This window comes from Shewanella sp. Pdp11 (genome assembly GCF_002838165.1).
Lineage (GTDB): Bacteria > Pseudomonadota > Gammaproteobacteria > Enterobacterales > Shewanellaceae > Shewanella > Shewanella hafniensis.
Window position 1 is genome coordinate 4845851 of sequence record NZ_CP015194.1, and the last position, 18085, is coordinate 4863935.

Here is an 18085-nt window from a genome sequence, read left to right on the forward strand (position 1 = left end):
ATAAATGACATGAGTGAACTCAATTGGTTTATGTGGGGACTCGATCTGTTTTCAGGACTATTTTTGATCGTCATAGGCCTCGCAGTACTTGCCGTTATTTACATGTATATCGCAGATAAAATGCAGACTAAACAAGCAGTAAGGCATAACTATCCCGTGATTGGTCGTTTTCGATATCTGTTCGAAAAACAAGGTGAGTTTTTCAGGCAATACTTTTTCGCCCAAGACAGGGAAGAATTGCCCTTCAACCGTGCTGAACGCAGCTGGGTTTACCGCGCCGCTAAAAATGTTGATAGAACCATAGCCTTTGGTTCGACTCGCCCCTTGGATACTGCCGGTACTATCATGTTTATGAATACCGCCTTCCCGACCCAAGATGAAGATATTACTCCTATTCACCCGCTGACGATTGGCACTCACTGTCGTCAACCTTATACCACTCAAGCCATTTGCCATATTTCAGCCATGAGTTTTGGCGCCCTATCACGCCCAGCTATCACCGCCCTTTCCCATGGTGCAGCGCAGGCGGGTTGCTGGCTTAATACGGGTGAAGGTGGCTTGAGTCCTTATCATCTCAAAGGCGGCTGCGATCTCGTCTTTCAAATTGGAACGGCCAAATACGGCGTTCGCAATGAACAAGGGCATTTAGATGATGAAAAACTGAAGGCGATAGCGATTCATCCCGAAGTCAAAATGTTCGAAATCAAAATGAGTCAAGGGGCAAAACCAGGCAAAGGTGGCATTTTACCCGGTATTAAAGTGAATGCTGAAATTGCCCATATTCGCGGCATTCCTGAGGGACACGACTCAATCAGCCCCAATGGCCATATCGAATTTAAGTCAGTGAACGACATTTTGGATATGGTCGAACGAGTACGTGAAGTTACAGGTAAACCTACTGGCATTAAAGCCGTACTCGGTGATGTACAATGGCTGGAAGATTTATGTGATGAAATTGAACGCCGCGGCGAAGACTCTGCCCCCGACTTTTTTACCTTAGACAGCGCCGATGGTGGCACGGGCGCAGCACCGCAACCGTTAATGGATTATGTTGGATTACCGCTGAAAGAAAGCTTACCTATTCTAGTCAATATCTTGATCCAACGCGGCTTGCGTAAACGCATCAAAGTCATTGCCTCAGGTAAACTTATCGTCCCATCTAGAGTCGCTTGGGCTTTGGCATTAGGTGCTGATTTTATCGCATCGGCCCGTGGCAACATGTTTGCCCTCGGCTGTATTCAAGCCTTGCAATGTAATAAAGATACCTGTCCAACGGGTATTACTACGCATAATCCAAAACTACAACAAGGGCTAAATCCTAGGGATAAATCGACGCGGGTCGCTAACTATAATCATAATTTACACCATGACTTAGGGCTAATCGCGCACTCTTGCGGTGTGACAGAGCCAAGACAACTTAAGCCTTCACATGTACGAATTGTGCTCGATAGCGGTTTATCTATCTCACTCGACAAATTCTATTCGCACATGGATAAATAGCCGCAAACCCTTGCGGTGATTAGCCAGTACAACTTTTGTCTATATGAGTTTTACATAAGGTATATTTGAATGCGTATCACAAAAGAGGTAAGATCCGTGAGGTGAGGCGTTATTCAAATACCTTACCCACAATTGAACTTAAGGAAACACTTTGAAATCTAGCTTCGTAAGCCAACTGCCCGCCAGTAAAACTGTAAGCACGAGCTGTAAGAGCTGTAATCGCCTGACTGAGATCGAAGGCGAGCTTGTGTGTTTTCGTGAAGGACAGATCATTCGACTCACCTTGATCGATGAGTCAGCGCCTAAATTGAATCTTTTATGCGAAGGTTGGAAAGCTGGCAAGCTGAATGGCGTAGCTTAATTCGGCACTATTGGCCTTAAACAATTGGTCTTAAACAAGATATAAAACGTTAGAGCAAAATGACTCTTCCTTGAGCATCGAGAATAGTTGCTCACCACTACCCTCTCATATTCTCATCAAACGCTGACTTTCTAACGCATTTTCTAGTGCATTGTCTATGATGTTTAGCGCATGCTCATCATGTAGTCACTTGTCGGCACATGCATATCGCGGATCACGCCCGCAAGTACCATCTCTGGATTGACCTTAGCCAAAGTAAGACACCGAGTCGTCACCAGTAGACCCGCATTCAATTCAGCATGAATACGTTGCAGCGAATCATAATCAACACCACGTTTTTTCAATGTCGCCATGATGGCAAACCAATCAGTGGCGACTTTTTCTTCTTTGCCTTCAATGTTCACTCTCAGTGCAATATTTTCCATGCCAGATCTCTTCCGATTGATGTGTTGGCATTTGAGTATAGAGAGCCGAAGCTGAATAAAGACTGAACTGTATTGCGCTATTCACTGCTCAGATGAGTATGTTGCTGCTCATTTTGTATCCGCCATAATTTGGCATATAGACCATTTGCCACTAGCAAAGTCTGGTGATTACCCTGCTCAACAATTTCACCTTGGCTCAATACAACGATTTGGTCAGCATCGACAATCGTAGATAATCGATGTGCCACCACAAGGCTAGTATGCCCTTTAGCGACTTCCCGCAGTGCCGACAAAATCGCTTGCTCGGAGCGGCTATCGAGTGAGGATGTTGCCTCATCAAACACTAGCACGGGCGAGCCCTTTAAAATGGCTCTGGCTATCGCAACCCGCTGTTTTTCTCCGCCAGAGAGCTTTAAGCCGCGTTCACCCACCTTTGTATCCCACCCAAGGGCAAGCGATGCAATAAATTGCTCTAAATGCGCTAATTTAATCGCGTTGCGCACCTCTTCATCCGTCGCGCTTGGGCGGCCATAACGTATGTTCTCAACTAATGAATCGTTAAACAGCACAGTATCCTGCGGCACGATAGCGATGGCCCGTCGCAGCGCATCTTGCGTCAGATGACGGATATCTTGTCCATCGATTTTAATCGCGCCTTGGTCCACATCGTAAAATCGAAATAGCAGTTTAATCAGGGTCGATTTACCTGCGCCACTATCACCTACAACAGCCACCTTTTTACCGGCTTCAACCTTAAAGCTCACGTCCCGCAGAATTTGCCGCTCATCGTAGCTAAAATTAACATTTTCAAATATCAATTCACCCTTAGTGGGTTGAAAATCGAGTGCTTGGGGTAAGTCGACTATCATAGGATGTTTATCAAGTAGGCTAAACATACGCTCAATATTGGCTAAGGCGCCGCGTATTTCGCGATACACAAAACCTAAGAAGTTAAGGGGTAAAAAGAGCTGCATCATAAACGCATTAATCAACACAAAATCGCCTAAGGTCATATCGCCATAGGTAACTCTGTATGCCGCCAGCGCCATCATAGCTGTCATCGCTAGGGCGATAATCACAGCTTGTCCGCCATTGAGCGCAAACAAAGATAAGCGGTTTTTACGTTTAGCGACTTCCCACTGTTCGAGCGCTTGATCGTAGCGCTGCGATTCATACTTCTCATTATTGAAATACTTAACGGTTTCATAGTTCAGCAAACTATCAATCGCCCGGGTATTTGATAAAGAATCAGCCTTGGCGGCATCACGTACATACTCAGTGCGCCATTCGGTCGCGACCACAGAAAAAATAATATAAGCCAGCACAGCAATAAAGGTGATTGCCGCAAACGCAATACCATAGTTATAGAAGAAAATGCCAATCACCATGACAATTTCGAGCAAGGTCGGCACTATGTTGAACACCATAAACCGCATGAGGAAACTCACGCCACTGGTGCCGCGCTCAATATCACGGGATAGGCCGCCGGTTTTGCGTTCTAGATGAAAATCGAGATCTAGTCGGTGTAAATGGTCGAATACCGCTAAGCCTAAACGGCGGATCGCCCGCTCAGTCACCCGGCCAAACAAAGTATCGCGGATCTCGCCCGTAATCGCTGTCAGTAAACGAATCGCACCATAGGCCAACACTAATCCCACGGGTACGCTTAGGGCTTGCGCGGTTTTATCGGCGTCTAAGGTATCAACCAAATGCTTTAAAATAAAAGGCAGAGCCACGCTGGTCAACTTAGCGATGATGAGGCAGGACATCGCCAACGCAATCCGACCTTTGTATTCCAATAAGTAAGGCCAAAGCAGTTTCATGACGTGCCAGTTTAATTTATCGACTGGACCTTCAAAATATAACGTTGGGCGCATAGGACATAACCTTGAATGAGTTATGTCAATTGTAACAGTACAAACCAGACTTAAGCTAAACGAAACGAGCAAAGCTTGAATAAAATCAATCAGATTTTTCTGACAGACAAATAGACTTATTCACGACACAATGCACTGCTATTCTGATTCGATGAAAAGCCAAGCTGTCATACTTACGTATTACACTGGCATATTCACAATAAATGAATTTATACTGATTTCAGTGCAGGCACAAATACCCATAGCTTGCGTTTTGCTTGCGCCCAGCACCGTATAAATGTAGACAAGTTTGCTATGGGAAAAGCTTAGCTCAACCTTGCTGCTGTTGATTATTTTAGCAGTTTTGCCCAAAATGCCATGGAGGCGGTTATACAAATCGATAGAATTTGTTAACCTCTACGCGCTAGATTTGGCTATTCATAAGCTCAAACTCTAGCGAGAACATTAAGACAAATAAATTAAATAAGATCAAAGGAAGCTTTATGTTGGATTCCGCTAAAGTTCAATACCCGCCATTACCACTGATCCAAACTTGGGTGTGGATGATGATCGAATCAGGCAATCCAGAGATACAAGATAAAGGTAGAAACAACCTTATTGCCGCCTTTGGTAGCTTAGCCAAAGCAAATGAATACATTGTTGAAATAAGCAATAAATAGATAAAACAAAGGCGCCAGGATAGCGCCTTTGTTTTTACTTTACCCGCAATCGTTAACGACTAATTCAGGTATCGTTGCGGTTTATGTTTGCACGAACAGATAATTAAACCTGACGGCGTTCGATAATACTCTGATTCAAAATGGCCAACAGGCGCTCGGTATCATCCCAACCGATACACGCATCGGTAATGCTCTGACCATAACACAGCTCTTGGCCTTCAATTAAATCCTGACGACCTTCCACTAAATGGCTTTCGACCATAACGCCAAAAATAGCAGTATTCCCCGTCGCCACTTGACCTGCCACATCTTCAGCCACCACTAACTGACGTTGGTACTCTTTACTACTATTGGCATGGCTAAAGTCGATCATGATGTTGTCGGCAAGCTGAGCTTTTAATAACTGCTGGCTAATTTCAGCGACATGCGGCGCACTATAATTAGGCTCGCGGCCGCCACGTAAAATAATGTGGCAATCAGGATTCCCTTTGGTCGAAACGATCGCCGAATGGCCTAACTTAGTCACAGATAAAAAATGGTGCGGTGCATTGGCAGCACCAATCGCATCGATAGCGACTTTAATGGTGCCATCGGTCCCATTTTTAAAACCGACCGGACAAGAAAGACCTGAGGCTAGCTCTCTGTGCACTTGTGACTCAGTTGTTCGGGCGCCAATGGCTCCCCAGCACATTAAATCTGCCATATATTGCGGGGTGATCATGTCAAGAAACTCACCGGCGGTTGGCATACCGCTGTCGTTCAAATCCACTAACAACTTACGCGCAGTGCGTAAACCATCATTGAGTTTAAAGCTGTTATCCATGTAAGGATCGTTAATCAGCCCCTTCCAACCCACTGTGGTTCTTGGTTTTTCAAAATACACTCGCATCACAATTTCAAGTTGATCTTTATAACGTTCACGCAGCGTAACCAGACGTTGACCATATTCCAACGCCGCTTTGGGATCGTGGATAGAACAAGGTCCAATTACCACTAACAGGCGATCATCAGACTTAGCCAGAATATTGTGGATACTATTTCGCGCATTAAACACAGTCGCAGAGGCTTTTTCGGAAGCAGGAAATCGTTCTAGAATCGCGATAGGAGGAAGTAACTCTTTTACTTCTTTAATGCGAACGTCATCATTTTGGTAATACATAATTTTACTGCTCCAACGCTGGTGTTTTAGGCTATTTCTATCGCTGCGATAAGGGATCTCAACTGCAATACTGAGTTCAATTTATCGAGTCTCAAGCGCCAATGCAACCAAGTTGTCTCCATTTCAAAAAATCAAATATAACTTATTGTTTTAATATATTTTAAAAAAATCAAAATTCAAATATGCCAGCTAACTCACAGCCTTAATGAACAAAATCAAATATGGCGGATAAAAAGCAAGCGGGGAATAAGTGCAATTGATCCAGCTCTCTATGCAAGAGAGCTGAATGCTAGAGAGCAGGCCAATACTAATGGTGCAGCATGACTTGTAACTTATTTTGATAGCGATGACGCTCTGAATCATCACGGCTCAAAGCCAGCGCTTTTTCCATATTCAGTTTGGCACGCTTTTCATCCCCCAGCGCCCAATAGGTTTTTGATAAACCGAAAAAGAATTCATGCCGATAATCAGCTTTGGCCAACGCCCTTTGATACCATGCTAAAGCCTCGTCGTATTGATGTTCATCGAAGGCTTGCTGCGCCATATCATAGTAATAATAAGGATTACGTATCCTTGCTAATTCAAGCACTTTATTGATTTCAGCCCATTCATCAAGCCGGCCCTGATCCCCTAAAATCAAAGCTAAGTTATAAAGCGTGGTTAAATTTTTAGCCTCAAACTTAAGCGCATAGCGATACACTTGTTCAGCCCGTTTCTCATCCCCTTTATGCCGATAAATAATGGCGAGCGTATTGAGTGAGGGGACAAACTGACCGACATTTAAACCCGCTTTGATGAGGGCATAGGCCCTATCTAAATCGCCATTCACTAAAGATTCTGCCGCCATGTTATTGTAAAACATGCTGATCAAGGTTTGCTTATTCACTCGGGTCTTACCATACCCTCGTAGGGCGCGCTCGGGCATGAAGTCCACTAAGATTGCTGCGGATGACACATAGACTGAATGTAAATTCTCGGGCGGAAGTAAGCGTAAGTTCACATGACCATTGATTAAATAGAAATCCCCTTGCTTGTCCCATACGGGTTCAATAGCGATATCTTGATACTCAGCGCCCACATTCAATATATCCGCCAACGCAGAAGTCATGACCACTAAGGACATGCAATTCCCTGCCCTTTGGGCGTAGGTTTCACGGGCAATTTGGGTCAGGTTATCTTGGTAGCGAAAATCAATTTTAGTGCTATTGGTTTGGCTGGCATTGATATAACTGGCTAACCATTCGTTGGCTAACATGGCGTTATTATGGGAAAAAGTATATTTGTCATAGCTACGCTTTACATCTGTTACCACCTCAGGCGGCAGATAAAAAATATCCGCAACGGAAGGAATATCGGCGACAGGGGTAAACAGTGAATCGGCAAGTAGCGACTCAAGATCAGACGGATCAGGCGCGATGGTCGTCGAGCTACAGGCAACCAACTGACTGAGTACAGTGCCCATGATGGCACTCAGGTATACGGCTCGGAATAGTTTTGACATATGTCCTCCCACACCATTAGCTCCTATTTGAGCTTATTACAAATGGCGAAAAAGACGACATAAAATGGTTACAAAAAATGACAATCGCTATCGTTAAAAAATAACGGTAAGTGATTTAACACGTTAGTTACTGCGAAGGTTGATCAACCTCTATGTATAGCTCGCGCTGCTGGTAATGGTATGGCCGATAGTTATGCTCCCCACAGGTAAAATAGCGATAGGGCTTCATCACAGTAATACAACCTAAGGGTAAAGCCTGCAGAATTTGGATCTGCTGTTGACGACGAAGCGACTCCTGCCACTCAAAATCCTTGAGCACTTGATCACGCACAGCAAAGGCATCGACAGGCTCACTCGAGCGGTTAACTATGATTTCCCCTGCTAAGGTAGATACTGATATCAAGCCAGCAATAACGATAAGGCTGAGTCGCGTAAATTGACCGACAGCTGTGGCATGTAAGCTCATAGTTCACCCCTCTGTTCGTGCAGTAAATACTGTAGGTAAATAGTGTAGGTAAATCATGCTGTAAGGTAATGCACGTCAGCCTGTTAAGCCCCACTCTAAACCGCCTTGAGCTTAACCCATGACTAAGCCCCATAAAAAAGCAGAGCCTACGCTCTGCTTTACTATCCCTCGAACCACGCTAGGCATCAAGTTGAATCACCATTCATTCGCCAGTTTACTTAACCAGCATTTTTAACCGTAACAAACTCTGGGTAAGCATCGATACCACAATCAGACGCATCCATACCATTGTATTCTTCTTCCTCAGTCACACGGATCCCCATGGTTTTCTTAATCGCATACCAAACCACAAAGGATGAACAGAATACCCAAGTAAAGATGAAGGCTGCACCGGTCAACTGCCCAGTAATGGTCGCATCAGCGTTGGATAATGGCACACACATTAACCCAAGGAAACCCGCCACGCCGTGTACTGAAATCGCGCCCACTGGATCATCGATCTTAATGCGATCTAAGCCCACAATAGAGAACACCACTAAACCACCAGCAACCACACCAATCACGCCCGCCATTAACAATGAAGGTGATAGCGGATCTGCCGTAATCGCCACTAAACCCGCCAGAATACCGTTGAGTATCATGGTTAAATCCGCTTTACCCCAAATCATCTTACATACGATAAGCGCAGAGATAGCACCAAATGCCGCCGCAGTATTAGTATTAACGAACACTTTTGCCACTGAGCTCGCATTCGCCGCATCCGACACCATTAATTGCGATCCACCGTTGAAGCCAAACCAGCCCATCCACAGAATAAACATACCTAAGGTTGCCATTGGCAAATTAGAGCCTGGGATAGGATTCACTTGACCGTTAGGGCCATATTTACCCTTACGTGCACCGAGCAATAATACCCCCGCAATCGCTGCAGTCGCACCAGTCATGTGCACAATACCGCTACCCGCAAAGTCCACAAAGCCCAGTTTTGCGATAAAACCTTGGCCCCAAGTCCAATACCCTTCCACTGGATAGATAACCGCAGTCATTACCACAGAGAAGAACAGGAAAGCCCATAACTTCATCCGTTCCGCCACGGCGCCAGAGACAATTGACATCGCCGTTGCCACAAACACCACTTGGAAGAAGAAGTCAGATTCTAATGCATGGCTCGCATCCGATGATTGAGAACCGATTAAGGTACCAATCGATGGCAACCAGCCTCCTTCAGTGTTATCGACATACATAATGTTGTAGCCAACCAATAGGTACATCACACAGGCAATCGCGTACAACACCACGTTCTTAGTTAAAATTTCAGTGGTGTTTTTAGAGCGAACTAAGCCCGCTTCTAACATGGCAAATCCCGCTGCCATCCACATTACCAAAGCACCTGAGATCAAAAAGTAAAAGGTATCGAGTGCAAAGCGTAGTTCAGTGACTGTGCCACCTAGTTTTGTTAATTCTTCCATTATCAGCCCCTTATAGCGCTTCTGTATCGAGTTCACCCGTACGGATACGGATAGCATGTTCTAAGTCGACGACGAAGATCTTACCGTCGCCAATTTTCCCCGTATGAGCCGCAGTGGTGATGGCCTCAATCAACATGTCGAGATTTTCAGCCTTAGTGGCAATTTCTAGTTTTACTTTTGGCAAAAAATCCACCTGATACTCGGCGCCACGATACAACTCTGTGTGCCCTTTTTGACGGCCAAAACCTTTAACTTCGGTCACCGTCATGCCTTCAATACCTATTCCGGCGATAGCTTCACGGACATCATCCAACTTAAACGGCTTGATGATAGCGCTGACTAGTTTCATCCTGACCTCCAAAAAAACGCGATTGTTATTAACTTGTATCAAAGGTAATTCAATCATTAGGCCAAAAATTTAACTTGCTGATTAATTTAAAATTTAACTAAATAAGATTATTTTTAAAGGTTAAAAATGCACCATAATCGAGCACAAACAAGTGCAACGCACTCTTTTAGTGAGCAGCTTAAGTGCAGTCGCTATTCGACCTTAGGCCTATTGGTAACAAGGTTAAATTGAGGTCTACTGGAAAAGCGTAAATCGAGATGAAATCTGAGCATCACAGTACAAGCTCTTAAACAAAAGCGAAGATCATCACTAAGACAATCATCAAGCGCAGAAGGAAGGCCCGATGTTAAAACCTGAAGAATGTGTTCTCGTTATCGTCGATGTGCAGGGAAAACTTGCACAAATCATGGATAACAGTGACAAGCTGCACCAACAACTACAGACCTTAATCCAAGGTGCACAATTATTTGAAATACCCATACTCTGGTTAGAACAGCTACCCGATAAGCTCGGAGCAACCAGTCCTGAGCTTCAAACCTTGCTAGAGAAAAGCGGCTCCCCCATTGCCAAGCAACATTTTAGCGGTTGGCACTGTGAAGAGTTTGCGCAGGCACTCACTAAGACAAATCGTAAACACGTCATACTGGCGGGCATTGAAACCCATGTGTGTGTTTATCAAACCTGTTGTGACCTTATAGAGCAGCAATATTCGGTGCATCTCGTCGCAGACGGCGTCTCGTCACGCAGTGCTGAGAATAAACAACTGGGTATTCAGATGATGACAGCCAGAGGCGCCTTATTAACGAACGTTGAATCACTATTATTTGAATTACAACATCAGGCCCAAGGCGAGCGCTTTAGGGCATTATTAAAACTGATAAAATAGTCTTAAATTTATTTAGGGTAAAATAATAAAGGTCACATTAACTTGTGACCTTTATATTAAAAAAACGTTACGAATATTAAATTAGAAACGACCAGTCAGACCTAAACCAATAAATACACCATCAGCATCGGAATCTAATTCTCTAGCTAACTCAAAGTTTGCAGAGAAGCTATCAGATAGACGTAACCAATAAGCGGTTTTTAATACTAAAGTATCATCATGACCATCATCAGTATAACCTAGACCAACAGACCATGATTTAGTCACATACCAATCAGCGCCTAAATTGAATGTGTCGTCAGAATCTTGATGTGTCCAGTTTGCGCTCAAATCAACACCAGTGGTTGATTGCAGTGCAATAAAGCTACGCACTTTTAAACCGTATGATTCTTCGATGCTATCGCTGCCATCGTTATAGAAAGCAGATACTGCAGAGCTATCGTTGAAGTAATAACCGACTTCTGCACCGTAAGTGTTCCAGTCAAAACTGCCGATTTCAGAACGTTGATAGTTAGCAGCAATAAACCATTTAGAAGCAAATACATAAGTGCCATCAACACCAACGGCATCTAAATCTGATTCATCATAATTGCTGTAATTAACACCAACATTAGACGTTTGAGCTAAAAATCCATTAAGCGCATAAGGACCTTTAGTTTGGTCAACTGGGCTAATGTAGTAACGATAATTCGCGTTCCACAGACCATCGCTGAACTCTTCAGAATTTGCGCTATATTTTAGGCCTGCTTCATGCTGAAATGAGTTATCTTGTGCAGCAGCGGCATTAACCCGACATTCCGCACCTAATTTAGGAATAAATTTGCCGATAGCGTTCACCCAATACCTCCAAAATGATCTGCTGGTCTCCTGTTAGCTCCGTTACTTGTGGCGGAGCGTCTCCCTGTCGATATTCATATATGCCACCAAAGCGCAAAAAGATCCAACGGGCCGTCGGCTGCTGGGTCGGTTTCTTTTTCATATCCGCCACGCTGCGGTTTTGCTCCATTAATCCCTGCCGGATACGGTGCTCCAACGCGGCATAAATCATCAGGCTACAGGTCATCACCATCAGCAGCGCTTCAATCCGCTCCGGTTTTTTCAGGTACAGTGAGGAGGTTAAAAACTCCGGGCTCTTGAGAAAACGAAAGCCTCGTTCGACATTCTGCTGCGCTTTATAGGTGGCGAGTAGTTCGGCCATGGTCAGCGTATCGCTGTGGTCATTGGTCGCCAGGATGAACACACCGGTCTGGTTGCGAGCCTCTTCAACGCAAGCCAGGCTAGTTGCCGCCAACCCACGGATTTGAAACTGATGGCCAATTGGCTCTTCGCCACGCTTGGGTCTGCCACGCCCTGCATAAACGGGTTCACTCACCACCTCGGCATCCAGTTGCAGCAGCATCAAGCTGGCGGTAAAACGACTCAACTCAGCTTGGGCATCCGCCTCACAAGCAAAGCGTCGGGCACACAATTTGGCGAAGGCTTTGAGCTCGCGAGTACTGTCTTTGAGCAGGTTTTTGGCCAATGTCTGCTGCTCGCGATGGCCGGCCTGTTCGCTGCGCACCAGCAACCAGCGCTGCGCGACGCCGGCATAATTGGCACCTTGCCAACGGCCATGATAGCCATTGCCCAAGGCAGTCAGAGGTTGCGCGCCGATTGTTGCTACGGCCTGCTTGGCCTCGTTCAACGTGACAGGTACCCGGGTGACAAACAGTTGCTGCTGTTGCGCCAGCAGTTGCAAAGTATCGGCGCAGTACAGTGCCGCATCGCCGACCAGGTAACGACTCTCCTGCGCGGCCTTGAGACTGCTCAAGTGGCGCCGTACGGTCTGGGCAAAGGCCTTGGTATCATTACTATTACCACTCAAGGCCTGCATGTAGATGGGCAGGCCGGCCTGATTTTCACAGATAAGTTCCAGGATAACCTGGTTCAGCTCGGGCCGATGGTCGCGGCTATAGCCACGTACCAATTGCAACTTACCGAGCTGTTCGCCATCGGCTTGGTCATAGGCGCCATCGACGTGGAAGCTGGTGATATCGAGGTGCACTGCGGTACTTTTGAGTCCCAACCGCTCGACGACTTGCTCCGCCATCACCTGATAAAGCATGCTCACATCTGCCTCAAAGAGGGCATCGAGACAGCGACCGAGCACATCATCATTGAGGTCATCCGCACAGATCCCAGGGCCAATCAGGCGCTCTACAGGCTTGTTGGCAAAGAATTGCGGAAACATGTGCAAGGTGGAGCTATGAAAGCCCAGACCGTTCAATATCATCGCCACCAAAGCTTCACCATGTGAGACTTTGTAGGGAGGTGTTTTGGGGAGCACCGCATCAATCATGCGAGCAATGCCAAGTTCTTGGCAGAGTGCAGCAACCAAGCCAAGGTGATCGAGGTTACGAATAGAGATAGCGGGAGTGGCCATAATGATCTACCTGCAAAAAGTAGTAATAGATCAGAATGACCGATCGCCGTCAAGTTTTTTTAAATCTCAAATGAGGTGCGGAATGACGGATTAACACTTACGAAACCTAATAATATTGCAAGCGCGGTAATTTTTTTCATCAAAGTATTCCCTTATATGATTATAAGCTAGGAGTAAAAGATGAACATAACGAAGAAACAATCTCAGCATTGCTTATTCCATTATCATTAATATCCATTTAAATTTTTTATTTAAACGAACCTGCTCTCCTAGCGGCGCACACCTTAATGCAAAAAATATAGAATTGAAATAAAAATTTAATATTTATCCTTTAATAAAGGATATAAAAAAGCTCCCTTTATAGGAGCTTTTTATTATTTTGAAGTCTACTTAAGTATTATTTATAAGTGGCTTCGCGTTTTTTCGCTTCTTCATCCCACTTAGGTAACATGTCCTTCTTAAATGCTTCTTTCTCAGCATTCATTTTTTCCATGTCCATACCTAAAGCGGCTTGTGCCTTAGCTTTAGTCGAAATATCAGGGATAGCGACAGGATCTGTGATGCCTTTTTTCGCCAACAGTTGCGCTAATTTAACCCGCGCATCAGCCGCTTTATCTACTGCGGTACCTAAAATGCGTAAGACTTCTTCAGGAGCGTGAGCAGCAGCGCCGTGTGAAGCAATCGCATAGTCCCAACGCCATTGTGAATGACGGATATCGGTTAGAATAGGCTTCATTTCCGCTTCAGTTGCACCCGCTTTCCAAGCGGCTGCGGCTTCAAAGTGCGCTTTCACCAGTTGTGCTTCGGCGCGGCCTTTAAGCTCTTTTACTTTCGCTTTACGTTCGTTGGTCAAGCCGACTAAGAACTCTTTACTTTGGCTGTGGCACGTCGCGCAGGTTTCTTCAAAACGATCAAATGGGTTACCCACTTTATGATCTGTGTACTTACGGCCTTTGTCGTTAGTCACTTTTGGCATGTGACAATCAACACAGCTCACATCGTTCTTACCATGAACACCGAGTTTCCAAGTTTCATAGCCAGGGTGCTGCGCTTTTAACATAGGGGTTTTAGACAGCGCATGCGTCCAGTCGGAGAACTCAATACCGTCGTAATAGGTTTCCATTTGCTCAACGGTTGTGCCCATATCCCAAGGGAATTTAACGAAACCTTTTCTGCCTTCTTTTTTCTCGAAATAGTATTCAACGTGACACTGACCGCAGACCATAGATTGCTTGTCTTTTTTAGACGCTTTGGCAAACGGTGTACCTAATGCTTCCATACCACGTTCAGCAAAAGGGCGAGAGATACGCAGTTTAGGCGTGCCTTTCTCATGGCAGTCACCGCAGCCTATGGTGTTCACCACTTCTGGGCCGCCCTTGGCCCATTTACCTTTAAAGTAACCATCTTCGCCTTGCTCTTCAATTAAGCGAGGTACATCAGGGCTCTTACAGCTCCAACAAGCCATAGGCATTGGACCATCTTCCGCGTTGGCAGGTGCGCCAGTTCGCAGAGTGTTACGCACATCCGTAATGGCATACATGTGGCCACGTGGTGCGTTGTAATCTTTCGCAAAACCATAACCTGCCCACAGCACGACTAAGCTCGGGTCCGAGGCTAACACATCGGTATTCTCAGTGCTTTTATCTGTGTCATGCCAGCTAGCGTATTGATTAGCAAATTTGTCTTTATAAACTTCGTTGCGAGGCTCAGTTTTATCACTCGCCATTGCGCCCGCCGCCATGAAGCTGGCGGCAACCAGTGCACTTAGTGCAAAGGACTTACCTGTCATCTTCTTCATCATCTCATCTCCGTGTTGCATTATTGTTGTAAATCACGACATCTCCATGGTCAAACTTAGTGACTTAATCCCGCTAAACATATACCTCTTAGGGGGTATCTAGGTCGAAGTTTGCGCTAGATCAAAATGTAAAGGTGTTGTTGTTCACACTTCTATACTTTTGTTAATGTATTACATTATTTTCTAATGTAAAAACCACTGCAAAGTGCCATAACAGCGGCCATTAAAATGAATAGCGGATTAATGAAACGAGGCAGTCTAACCTCAAAAATCTTAGGATTAATGTTAGTACTCATTCTGCTTTCTAGCAGTTTATCGACCTTTGCTATCATCAATTTGTCTTACAGCTTGGGCGACGCTAAGGCGATTAACGCCTCGGGTTCTTTGCGGATGCAAAGCTATCGATTGATGTTTTACGCCAACTCAGGCAGTGAGGCCGCGCTCGATAAAATCATCGAATTCGAAAACACCCTCTATTCCGATACCTTAAAGCCTTCAGATAGTTGGTTTAGTCCACGTAAGATTGCCGATCAATATCAGCTCGTGATCGATAAATGGCTGGTGATGAAATACTACATAGAGCAAGAAAACTCCCGCGACTATGTGGCGTCACTTAAGGACTTTGTCGACACCATAGATTTACTGGTATTGGAAATGGAGCACCACGCCGCCTTTAAACTCAGGCTCCTCGCCGCCAGCCAAATATTAGGCTTAAGCGTCATGCTCATTATCGCCTTTGTGGCGGTGCGTTTTACTAAGAAGAAAGTGGTGATCCCACTGCAAAAGCTAATGGAATCGGCGAATACTATTTCTAAAGGCAATTTTGAAATCGAAATGCCCGAAACCGAATATATCGAACTTACAGCGCTCACCCATGCCCTGCAAAAAACGGCCAAGGAACTCGCCATGCTTTATGGCGATTTAGAGTCGCAGGTGGCAGAGAAAACCTTAGCACTCACTCGGGCCAACAATGAGCTGGCATTTTTATACGATAACCTACTGACACTAAACGCAAATAAGCTCGATTACAAAGCGCTCAAAGCGGCACTAAATCAGTTAAAAGGCTATGAGTCACTCGACTACCTTAGGCTCATTATCCAGTATCCAGAGCAAGAGCTTGAAGTGATTGAGGCCGATGGCGGCTGGCCAGATATGACTCAAGAGAGTACCCGTTTCCCACTGCAATTTGAGCAGGCTAATTTAGGCTATTTAGAGTTAATTGCCGACCAAACACCGAATATCGCGCTATTTAATAATTTCGCGATTATGTTGACCCGCTCAATCGTGATCCATAATGCCACGGAGCAAAGACAACAACTGGCGCTAATGGAGGAACGCGGCGTGATCGCGCGGGAGCTACACGACTCTTTAGGGCAAGTGCTGTCCTTCCTCAAAATCCAAATTAGCTTATTACGCAAAAACTTAGATTGCAGTTGCCGCAGCCCGATCGTTGAGGCGCAATTAACCGAAATCAACGAAGGCGTGAGCACAGCCTACGTGCAACTCAGGGAATTACTGTCTACCTTTAGACTCACAATTAAAGAACCCGATCTAAAAAGTGCCCTAGAGGCTATGCTCGAGCAGCTCAGAGCCAAGACGAATATCAAGATCACCTTAGACTATAAACTTGCACCACAATGGTTAGAGGCAAAACAGCATATTCACATACTGCAGATCACGCGAGAAGCGACTCTAAACGCCATCAAACACGCCGAGGCCAGCCTCATCAATATCCATTGCTATAAAGATGATAAAGGCATGGTCAATATTGATGTTTGTGATAACGGCATAGGTATTGGACACTTAAAAGAACGAGATCAACACTTTGGCATAGGGATTATGCATGAGCGAGCCAGCAAACTTTCAGGTAAAGTCGTATTTAGCAATAATGAAATAAGCCGATTTAACGCAGCGACCACCACGATTGAGCAAGGATGCAATAAACAAGACGATGCACTCAAGCCTAACCATTCATTCGACCTTGCGCAGCAAAGCAAAGGTTCAAGTGGCACTCGAGTAACACTTATTTTCCCCTCTCAACAGGAGCCTTCAAATGGGTAAACCTTATTCCGTACTGGTGGTCGACGACCATCCCCTCTTACGCAAAGGCATCTGCCAGCTCATTGCCTCAGATCCTGACTTCAGCCTTTTTGGCGAAGCCGGTGGTGGTTTAGATGCATTAACCGCCGTCGCCACCGATGAGCCCGATATCATCTTGCTCGATCTGAATATGAAAGGCATGACAGGCCTAGATACGCTCAATGCCATGCGCCAAGAGGGCGTCACCTCGCGCATAGTGATACTCACAGTTTCAGATGCCAAACAGGATGTGATCCGTTTATTACGCGCAGGAGCCGACGGCTATTTGCTCAAAGATACTGAGCCCGATTTACTGCTCGAAAAACTCAAAAATGCCATGCTTGGCCACAGAGTTATCAGCGATGAAGTGGAGGAATACCTCTACGAGCTAAAAGATGCGACCGATGAGCAAGAATGGATTTCAAGCCTGACGCCAAGGGAGCTGCAAATTCTAGAGCAACTGGCGGAAGGCTTAAGTAATCGGATGATTTCAGAGCATTTACACATTAGTGAAGGCACTGTCAAAGTGCATGTGAAAAACCTACTGCGCAAAGCCAATGCCAAGTCGAGAACCGAAATGGCGGTACGCTACCTTAATCAGTAATCCCTGAGTTTAGCGAGGTATAGCGAGGTATAGCGCAAACAATAAAGGCAATCCTATGATTGCCTTTATGTTTTTATCGAACAGGATTTGAATGGACGATTACAAACCTTTCTCGATAAATGTCTGCCAACTCAGTAGCGCCTGCTCAAAATCCTCAAGGCCACAATAGGCTTCAGATTCAGCATCATAGAGTGACATCGCCTCTTCTAATTCATACTCTTGCTCGAAACCTAACGTATTCGCAAACACCCGCGCCTGCTCACGCTCTAACTCTAAGGTGAAATCATTACCGACGAGACGCCATGCACCTCGTTTATCGGTTTGAATTTCTTTAATCATGTCTAACACTTGCTGAATTTTGGCTAACTCAGGCCCTAATTCTTCTGTAAACCATTGCCCCAGCACTTCATGATCCATGCTAAAGCTGGCCAGAAAGGTGCCGGTTAAACTGTTACGCCGAAATTCGTATTCCATTTTGTTGTCTCTTTGATCTAAGCCTACTAATGCTAATTTTAACCTATCCTTGCCGA

17 protein-coding genes are annotated in these 18085 nt (G+C 45.3%); 6 read left to right on the forward strand and 11 right to left on the reverse strand.

Going from position 1 to position 18085, the window contains the following annotated elements:
* Nucleotides 1–9: 9 nt before the first annotated feature.
* Together AYJ58_RS21310 and AYJ58_RS21315 are read left to right on the forward strand one after the other, a co-directional pair.
* Entirely contained in the window at nucleotides 10–1500 is a 1491-nt protein-coding gene (locus tag AYJ58_RS21310) for an FMN-binding glutamate synthase family protein (RefSeq protein WP_106651642.1), read from the forward strand.
* 151 nt (nucleotides 1501–1651) lie between these two features.
* Nucleotides 1652–1861 (forward strand): hypothetical protein, encoded by a 210-nt coding sequence (locus AYJ58_RS21315; protein WP_006084154.1) that lies wholly within the window; start codon nucleotides 1652–1654, stop codon nucleotides 1859–1861.
* Nucleotides 1862–2025: 164 nt separating this feature from the next.
* Here the strand turns inward: AYJ58_RS21315 and AYJ58_RS21320 are convergent, their stop codons facing one another.
* Nucleotides 2026–2286, reverse strand: coding sequence for a hypothetical protein (locus AYJ58_RS21320; protein ID WP_106651643.1), 261 nt, complete (start codon nucleotides 2284–2286; stop codon nucleotides 2026–2028).
* 77 nt (nucleotides 2287–2363) lie between these two features.
* A complete protein-coding gene (locus tag AYJ58_RS21325; RefSeq protein WP_106651644.1) occupies nucleotides 2364–4163 on the reverse strand; it encodes an ABCB family ABC transporter ATP-binding protein/permease in 1800 nt (599 codons plus the stop codon).
* Between the two features lie 482 nt (nucleotides 4164–4645).
* On the opposite strand from AYJ58_RS21325, the gene AYJ58_RS21330 reads away from it, so the two are divergent.
* Nucleotides 4646–4822: a hypothetical protein gene (locus AYJ58_RS21330; protein ID WP_105250227.1), complete on the forward strand. Its 177-nt coding sequence runs from the start codon at nucleotides 4646–4648 to the stop codon at nucleotides 4820–4822.
* Between the two features lie 103 nt (nucleotides 4823–4925).
* Here the strand turns inward: AYJ58_RS21330 and aroG are convergent, their stop codons facing one another.
* The 5 genes from aroG to AYJ58_RS21355 form a co-directional block, all read right to left on the reverse strand.
* Complete coding sequence (gene aroG, locus AYJ58_RS21335; RefSeq protein WP_106651645.1) at nucleotides 4926–5981, reverse strand: 3-deoxy-7-phosphoheptulonate synthase AroG; 1056 nt, start codon at nucleotides 5979–5981, stop codon at nucleotides 4926–4928.
* Between the two features lie 307 nt (nucleotides 5982–6288).
* Nucleotides 6289–7482, reverse strand: coding sequence for a tetratricopeptide repeat protein (locus tag AYJ58_RS21340; RefSeq protein WP_106651646.1), 1194 nt, complete (start codon nucleotides 7480–7482; stop codon nucleotides 6289–6291).
* A gap of 127 nt (nucleotides 7483–7609) precedes the next feature.
* On the reverse strand, nucleotides 7610–7948 hold the full coding sequence (locus AYJ58_RS21345) for a hypothetical protein (protein WP_106651647.1): 339 nt from the start codon (nucleotides 7946–7948) through the stop codon (nucleotides 7610–7612).
* A 218-nt stretch (nucleotides 7949–8166) separates the two neighbouring features.
* Nucleotides 8167–9417 carry an ammonium transporter gene (locus AYJ58_RS21350; protein ID WP_012197658.1) on the reverse strand — a complete coding sequence of 417 codons (1251 nt, stop codon included), beginning with the start codon at nucleotides 9415–9417 and terminating at the stop codon, nucleotides 8167–8169.
* 10 nt (nucleotides 9418–9427) lie between these two features.
* Complete coding sequence (locus AYJ58_RS21355) at nucleotides 9428–9766, reverse strand: P-II family nitrogen regulator (protein WP_028761800.1); 339 nt, start codon at nucleotides 9764–9766, stop codon at nucleotides 9428–9430.
* Nucleotides 9767–10109: 343 nt separating this feature from the next.
* On the opposite strand from AYJ58_RS21355, the gene AYJ58_RS21360 reads away from it, so the two are divergent.
* Complete coding sequence (locus AYJ58_RS21360) at nucleotides 10110–10652, forward strand: hydrolase (RefSeq protein WP_106651648.1); 543 nt, start codon at nucleotides 10110–10112, stop codon at nucleotides 10650–10652.
* A gap of 81 nt (nucleotides 10653–10733) precedes the next feature.
* Here AYJ58_RS21360 and AYJ58_RS21365 read toward each other — a convergent pair whose 3' ends face one another.
* The 3 genes from AYJ58_RS21365 to nrfA all read right to left on the reverse strand — a co-directional run bounded on the left by AYJ58_RS21365 (nucleotide 10734) and on the right by nrfA (nucleotide 14875).
* Nucleotides 10734–11480: a putative porin gene (locus AYJ58_RS21365; protein WP_106651900.1), complete on the reverse strand. Its 747-nt coding sequence runs from the start codon at nucleotides 11478–11480 to the stop codon at nucleotides 10734–10736.
* Nucleotides 11461–13074, reverse strand: coding sequence for an IS1634 family transposase (locus AYJ58_RS21370; RefSeq protein WP_106649753.1), 1614 nt, complete (start codon nucleotides 13072–13074; stop codon nucleotides 11461–11463). The genes AYJ58_RS21365 and AYJ58_RS21370 overlap by 20 nt, the downstream gene beginning before the upstream one ends.
* Nucleotides 13075–13471: 397 nt before the next feature.
* A complete protein-coding gene (gene nrfA, locus AYJ58_RS21375; RefSeq protein WP_012090224.1) occupies nucleotides 13472–14875 on the reverse strand; it encodes an ammonia-forming nitrite reductase cytochrome c552 subunit in 1404 nt (467 codons plus the stop codon).
* A 225-nt stretch (nucleotides 14876–15100) separates the two neighbouring features.
* Here nrfA and narQ point away from each other — a divergent pair, with 225 nt between their 5' ends.
* Both narQ and AYJ58_RS21385 read left to right on the forward strand, forming a co-directional pair.
* On the forward strand, nucleotides 15101–16933 hold the full coding sequence (gene narQ, locus AYJ58_RS21380) for a nitrate/nitrite two-component system sensor histidine kinase NarQ (RefSeq protein ID WP_198555550.1): 1833 nt from the start codon (nucleotides 15101–15103) through the stop codon (nucleotides 16931–16933).
* The gene (locus AYJ58_RS21385) at nucleotides 16926–17555 is read left to right on the forward strand and encodes a response regulator (RefSeq protein ID WP_006084162.1); all 630 of its coding nucleotides are present in this window, start codon (nucleotides 16926–16928) and stop codon (nucleotides 17553–17555) included. Before narQ ends, AYJ58_RS21385 begins: the two co-directional genes overlap by 8 nt.
* Before the next feature lie 99 nt (nucleotides 17556–17654).
* On the opposite strand, the gene AYJ58_RS21390 is transcribed toward AYJ58_RS21385, so the two are convergent.
* Nucleotides 17655–18029, reverse strand: coding sequence for a YacL family protein (locus AYJ58_RS21390; RefSeq protein WP_006080134.1), 375 nt, complete (start codon nucleotides 18027–18029; stop codon nucleotides 17655–17657).
* Between the last annotated feature and the right edge of the window lie 56 nt (nucleotides 18030–18085).

Excerpts from the sequence above, each read along its gene's own strand:
- AYJ58_RS21345 (WP_106651647.1), bottom strand. The coding sequence starts at position 7,948 with ATGAGCTTACATGCCACAGCTGTCGGTCAATTTACGCGACTCAGCCTT.
- nrfA (WP_012090224.1), bottom strand. The coding sequence starts at position 14,875 with ATGATGAAGAAGATGACAGGTAAGTCCTTTGCACTAAGTGCACTGGTT.
- AYJ58_RS21320 (WP_106651643.1), bottom strand. The coding sequence starts at position 2,286 with ATGGAAAATATTGCACTGAGAGTGAACATTGAAGGCAAAGAAGAAAAA.
- narQ (WP_198555550.1), top strand. The coding sequence starts at position 15,101 with ATGAATAGCGGATTAATGAAACGAGGCAGTCTAACCTCAAAAATCTTA.
- AYJ58_RS21310 (WP_106651642.1), top strand. The coding sequence starts at position 10 with ATGAGTGAACTCAATTGGTTTATGTGGGGACTCGATCTGTTTTCAGGA.
- aroG (WP_106651645.1), bottom strand. The coding sequence starts at position 5,981 with ATGTATTACCAAAATGATGACGTTCGCATTAAAGAAGTAAAAGAGTTA.
- AYJ58_RS21325 (WP_106651644.1), bottom strand. The coding sequence starts at position 4,163 with ATGCGCCCAACGTTATATTTTGAAGGTCCAGTCGATAAATTAAACTGG.
- AYJ58_RS21330 (WP_105250227.1), top strand. The coding sequence starts at position 4,646 with ATGTTGGATTCCGCTAAAGTTCAATACCCGCCATTACCACTGATCCAA.
- AYJ58_RS21370 (WP_106649753.1), bottom strand. The coding sequence starts at position 13,074 with ATGGCCACTCCCGCTATCTCTATTCGTAACCTCGATCACCTTGGCTTG.
- AYJ58_RS21385 (WP_006084162.1), top strand. The coding sequence starts at position 16,926 with ATGGGTAAACCTTATTCCGTACTGGTGGTCGACGACCATCCCCTCTTA.
- AYJ58_RS21390 (WP_006080134.1), bottom strand. The coding sequence starts at position 18,029 with ATGGAATACGAATTTCGGCGTAACAGTTTAACCGGCACCTTTCTGGCC.
- AYJ58_RS21355 (WP_028761800.1), bottom strand. The coding sequence starts at position 9,766 with ATGAAACTAGTCAGCGCTATCATCAAGCCGTTTAAGTTGGATGATGTC.
- AYJ58_RS21360 (WP_106651648.1), top strand. The coding sequence starts at position 10,110 with ATGTTAAAACCTGAAGAATGTGTTCTCGTTATCGTCGATGTGCAGGGA.
- AYJ58_RS21340 (WP_106651646.1), bottom strand. The coding sequence starts at position 7,482 with ATGTCAAAACTATTCCGAGCCGTATACCTGAGTGCCATCATGGGCACT.
- AYJ58_RS21350 (WP_012197658.1), bottom strand. The coding sequence starts at position 9,417 with ATGGAAGAATTAACAAAACTAGGTGGCACAGTCACTGAACTACGCTTT.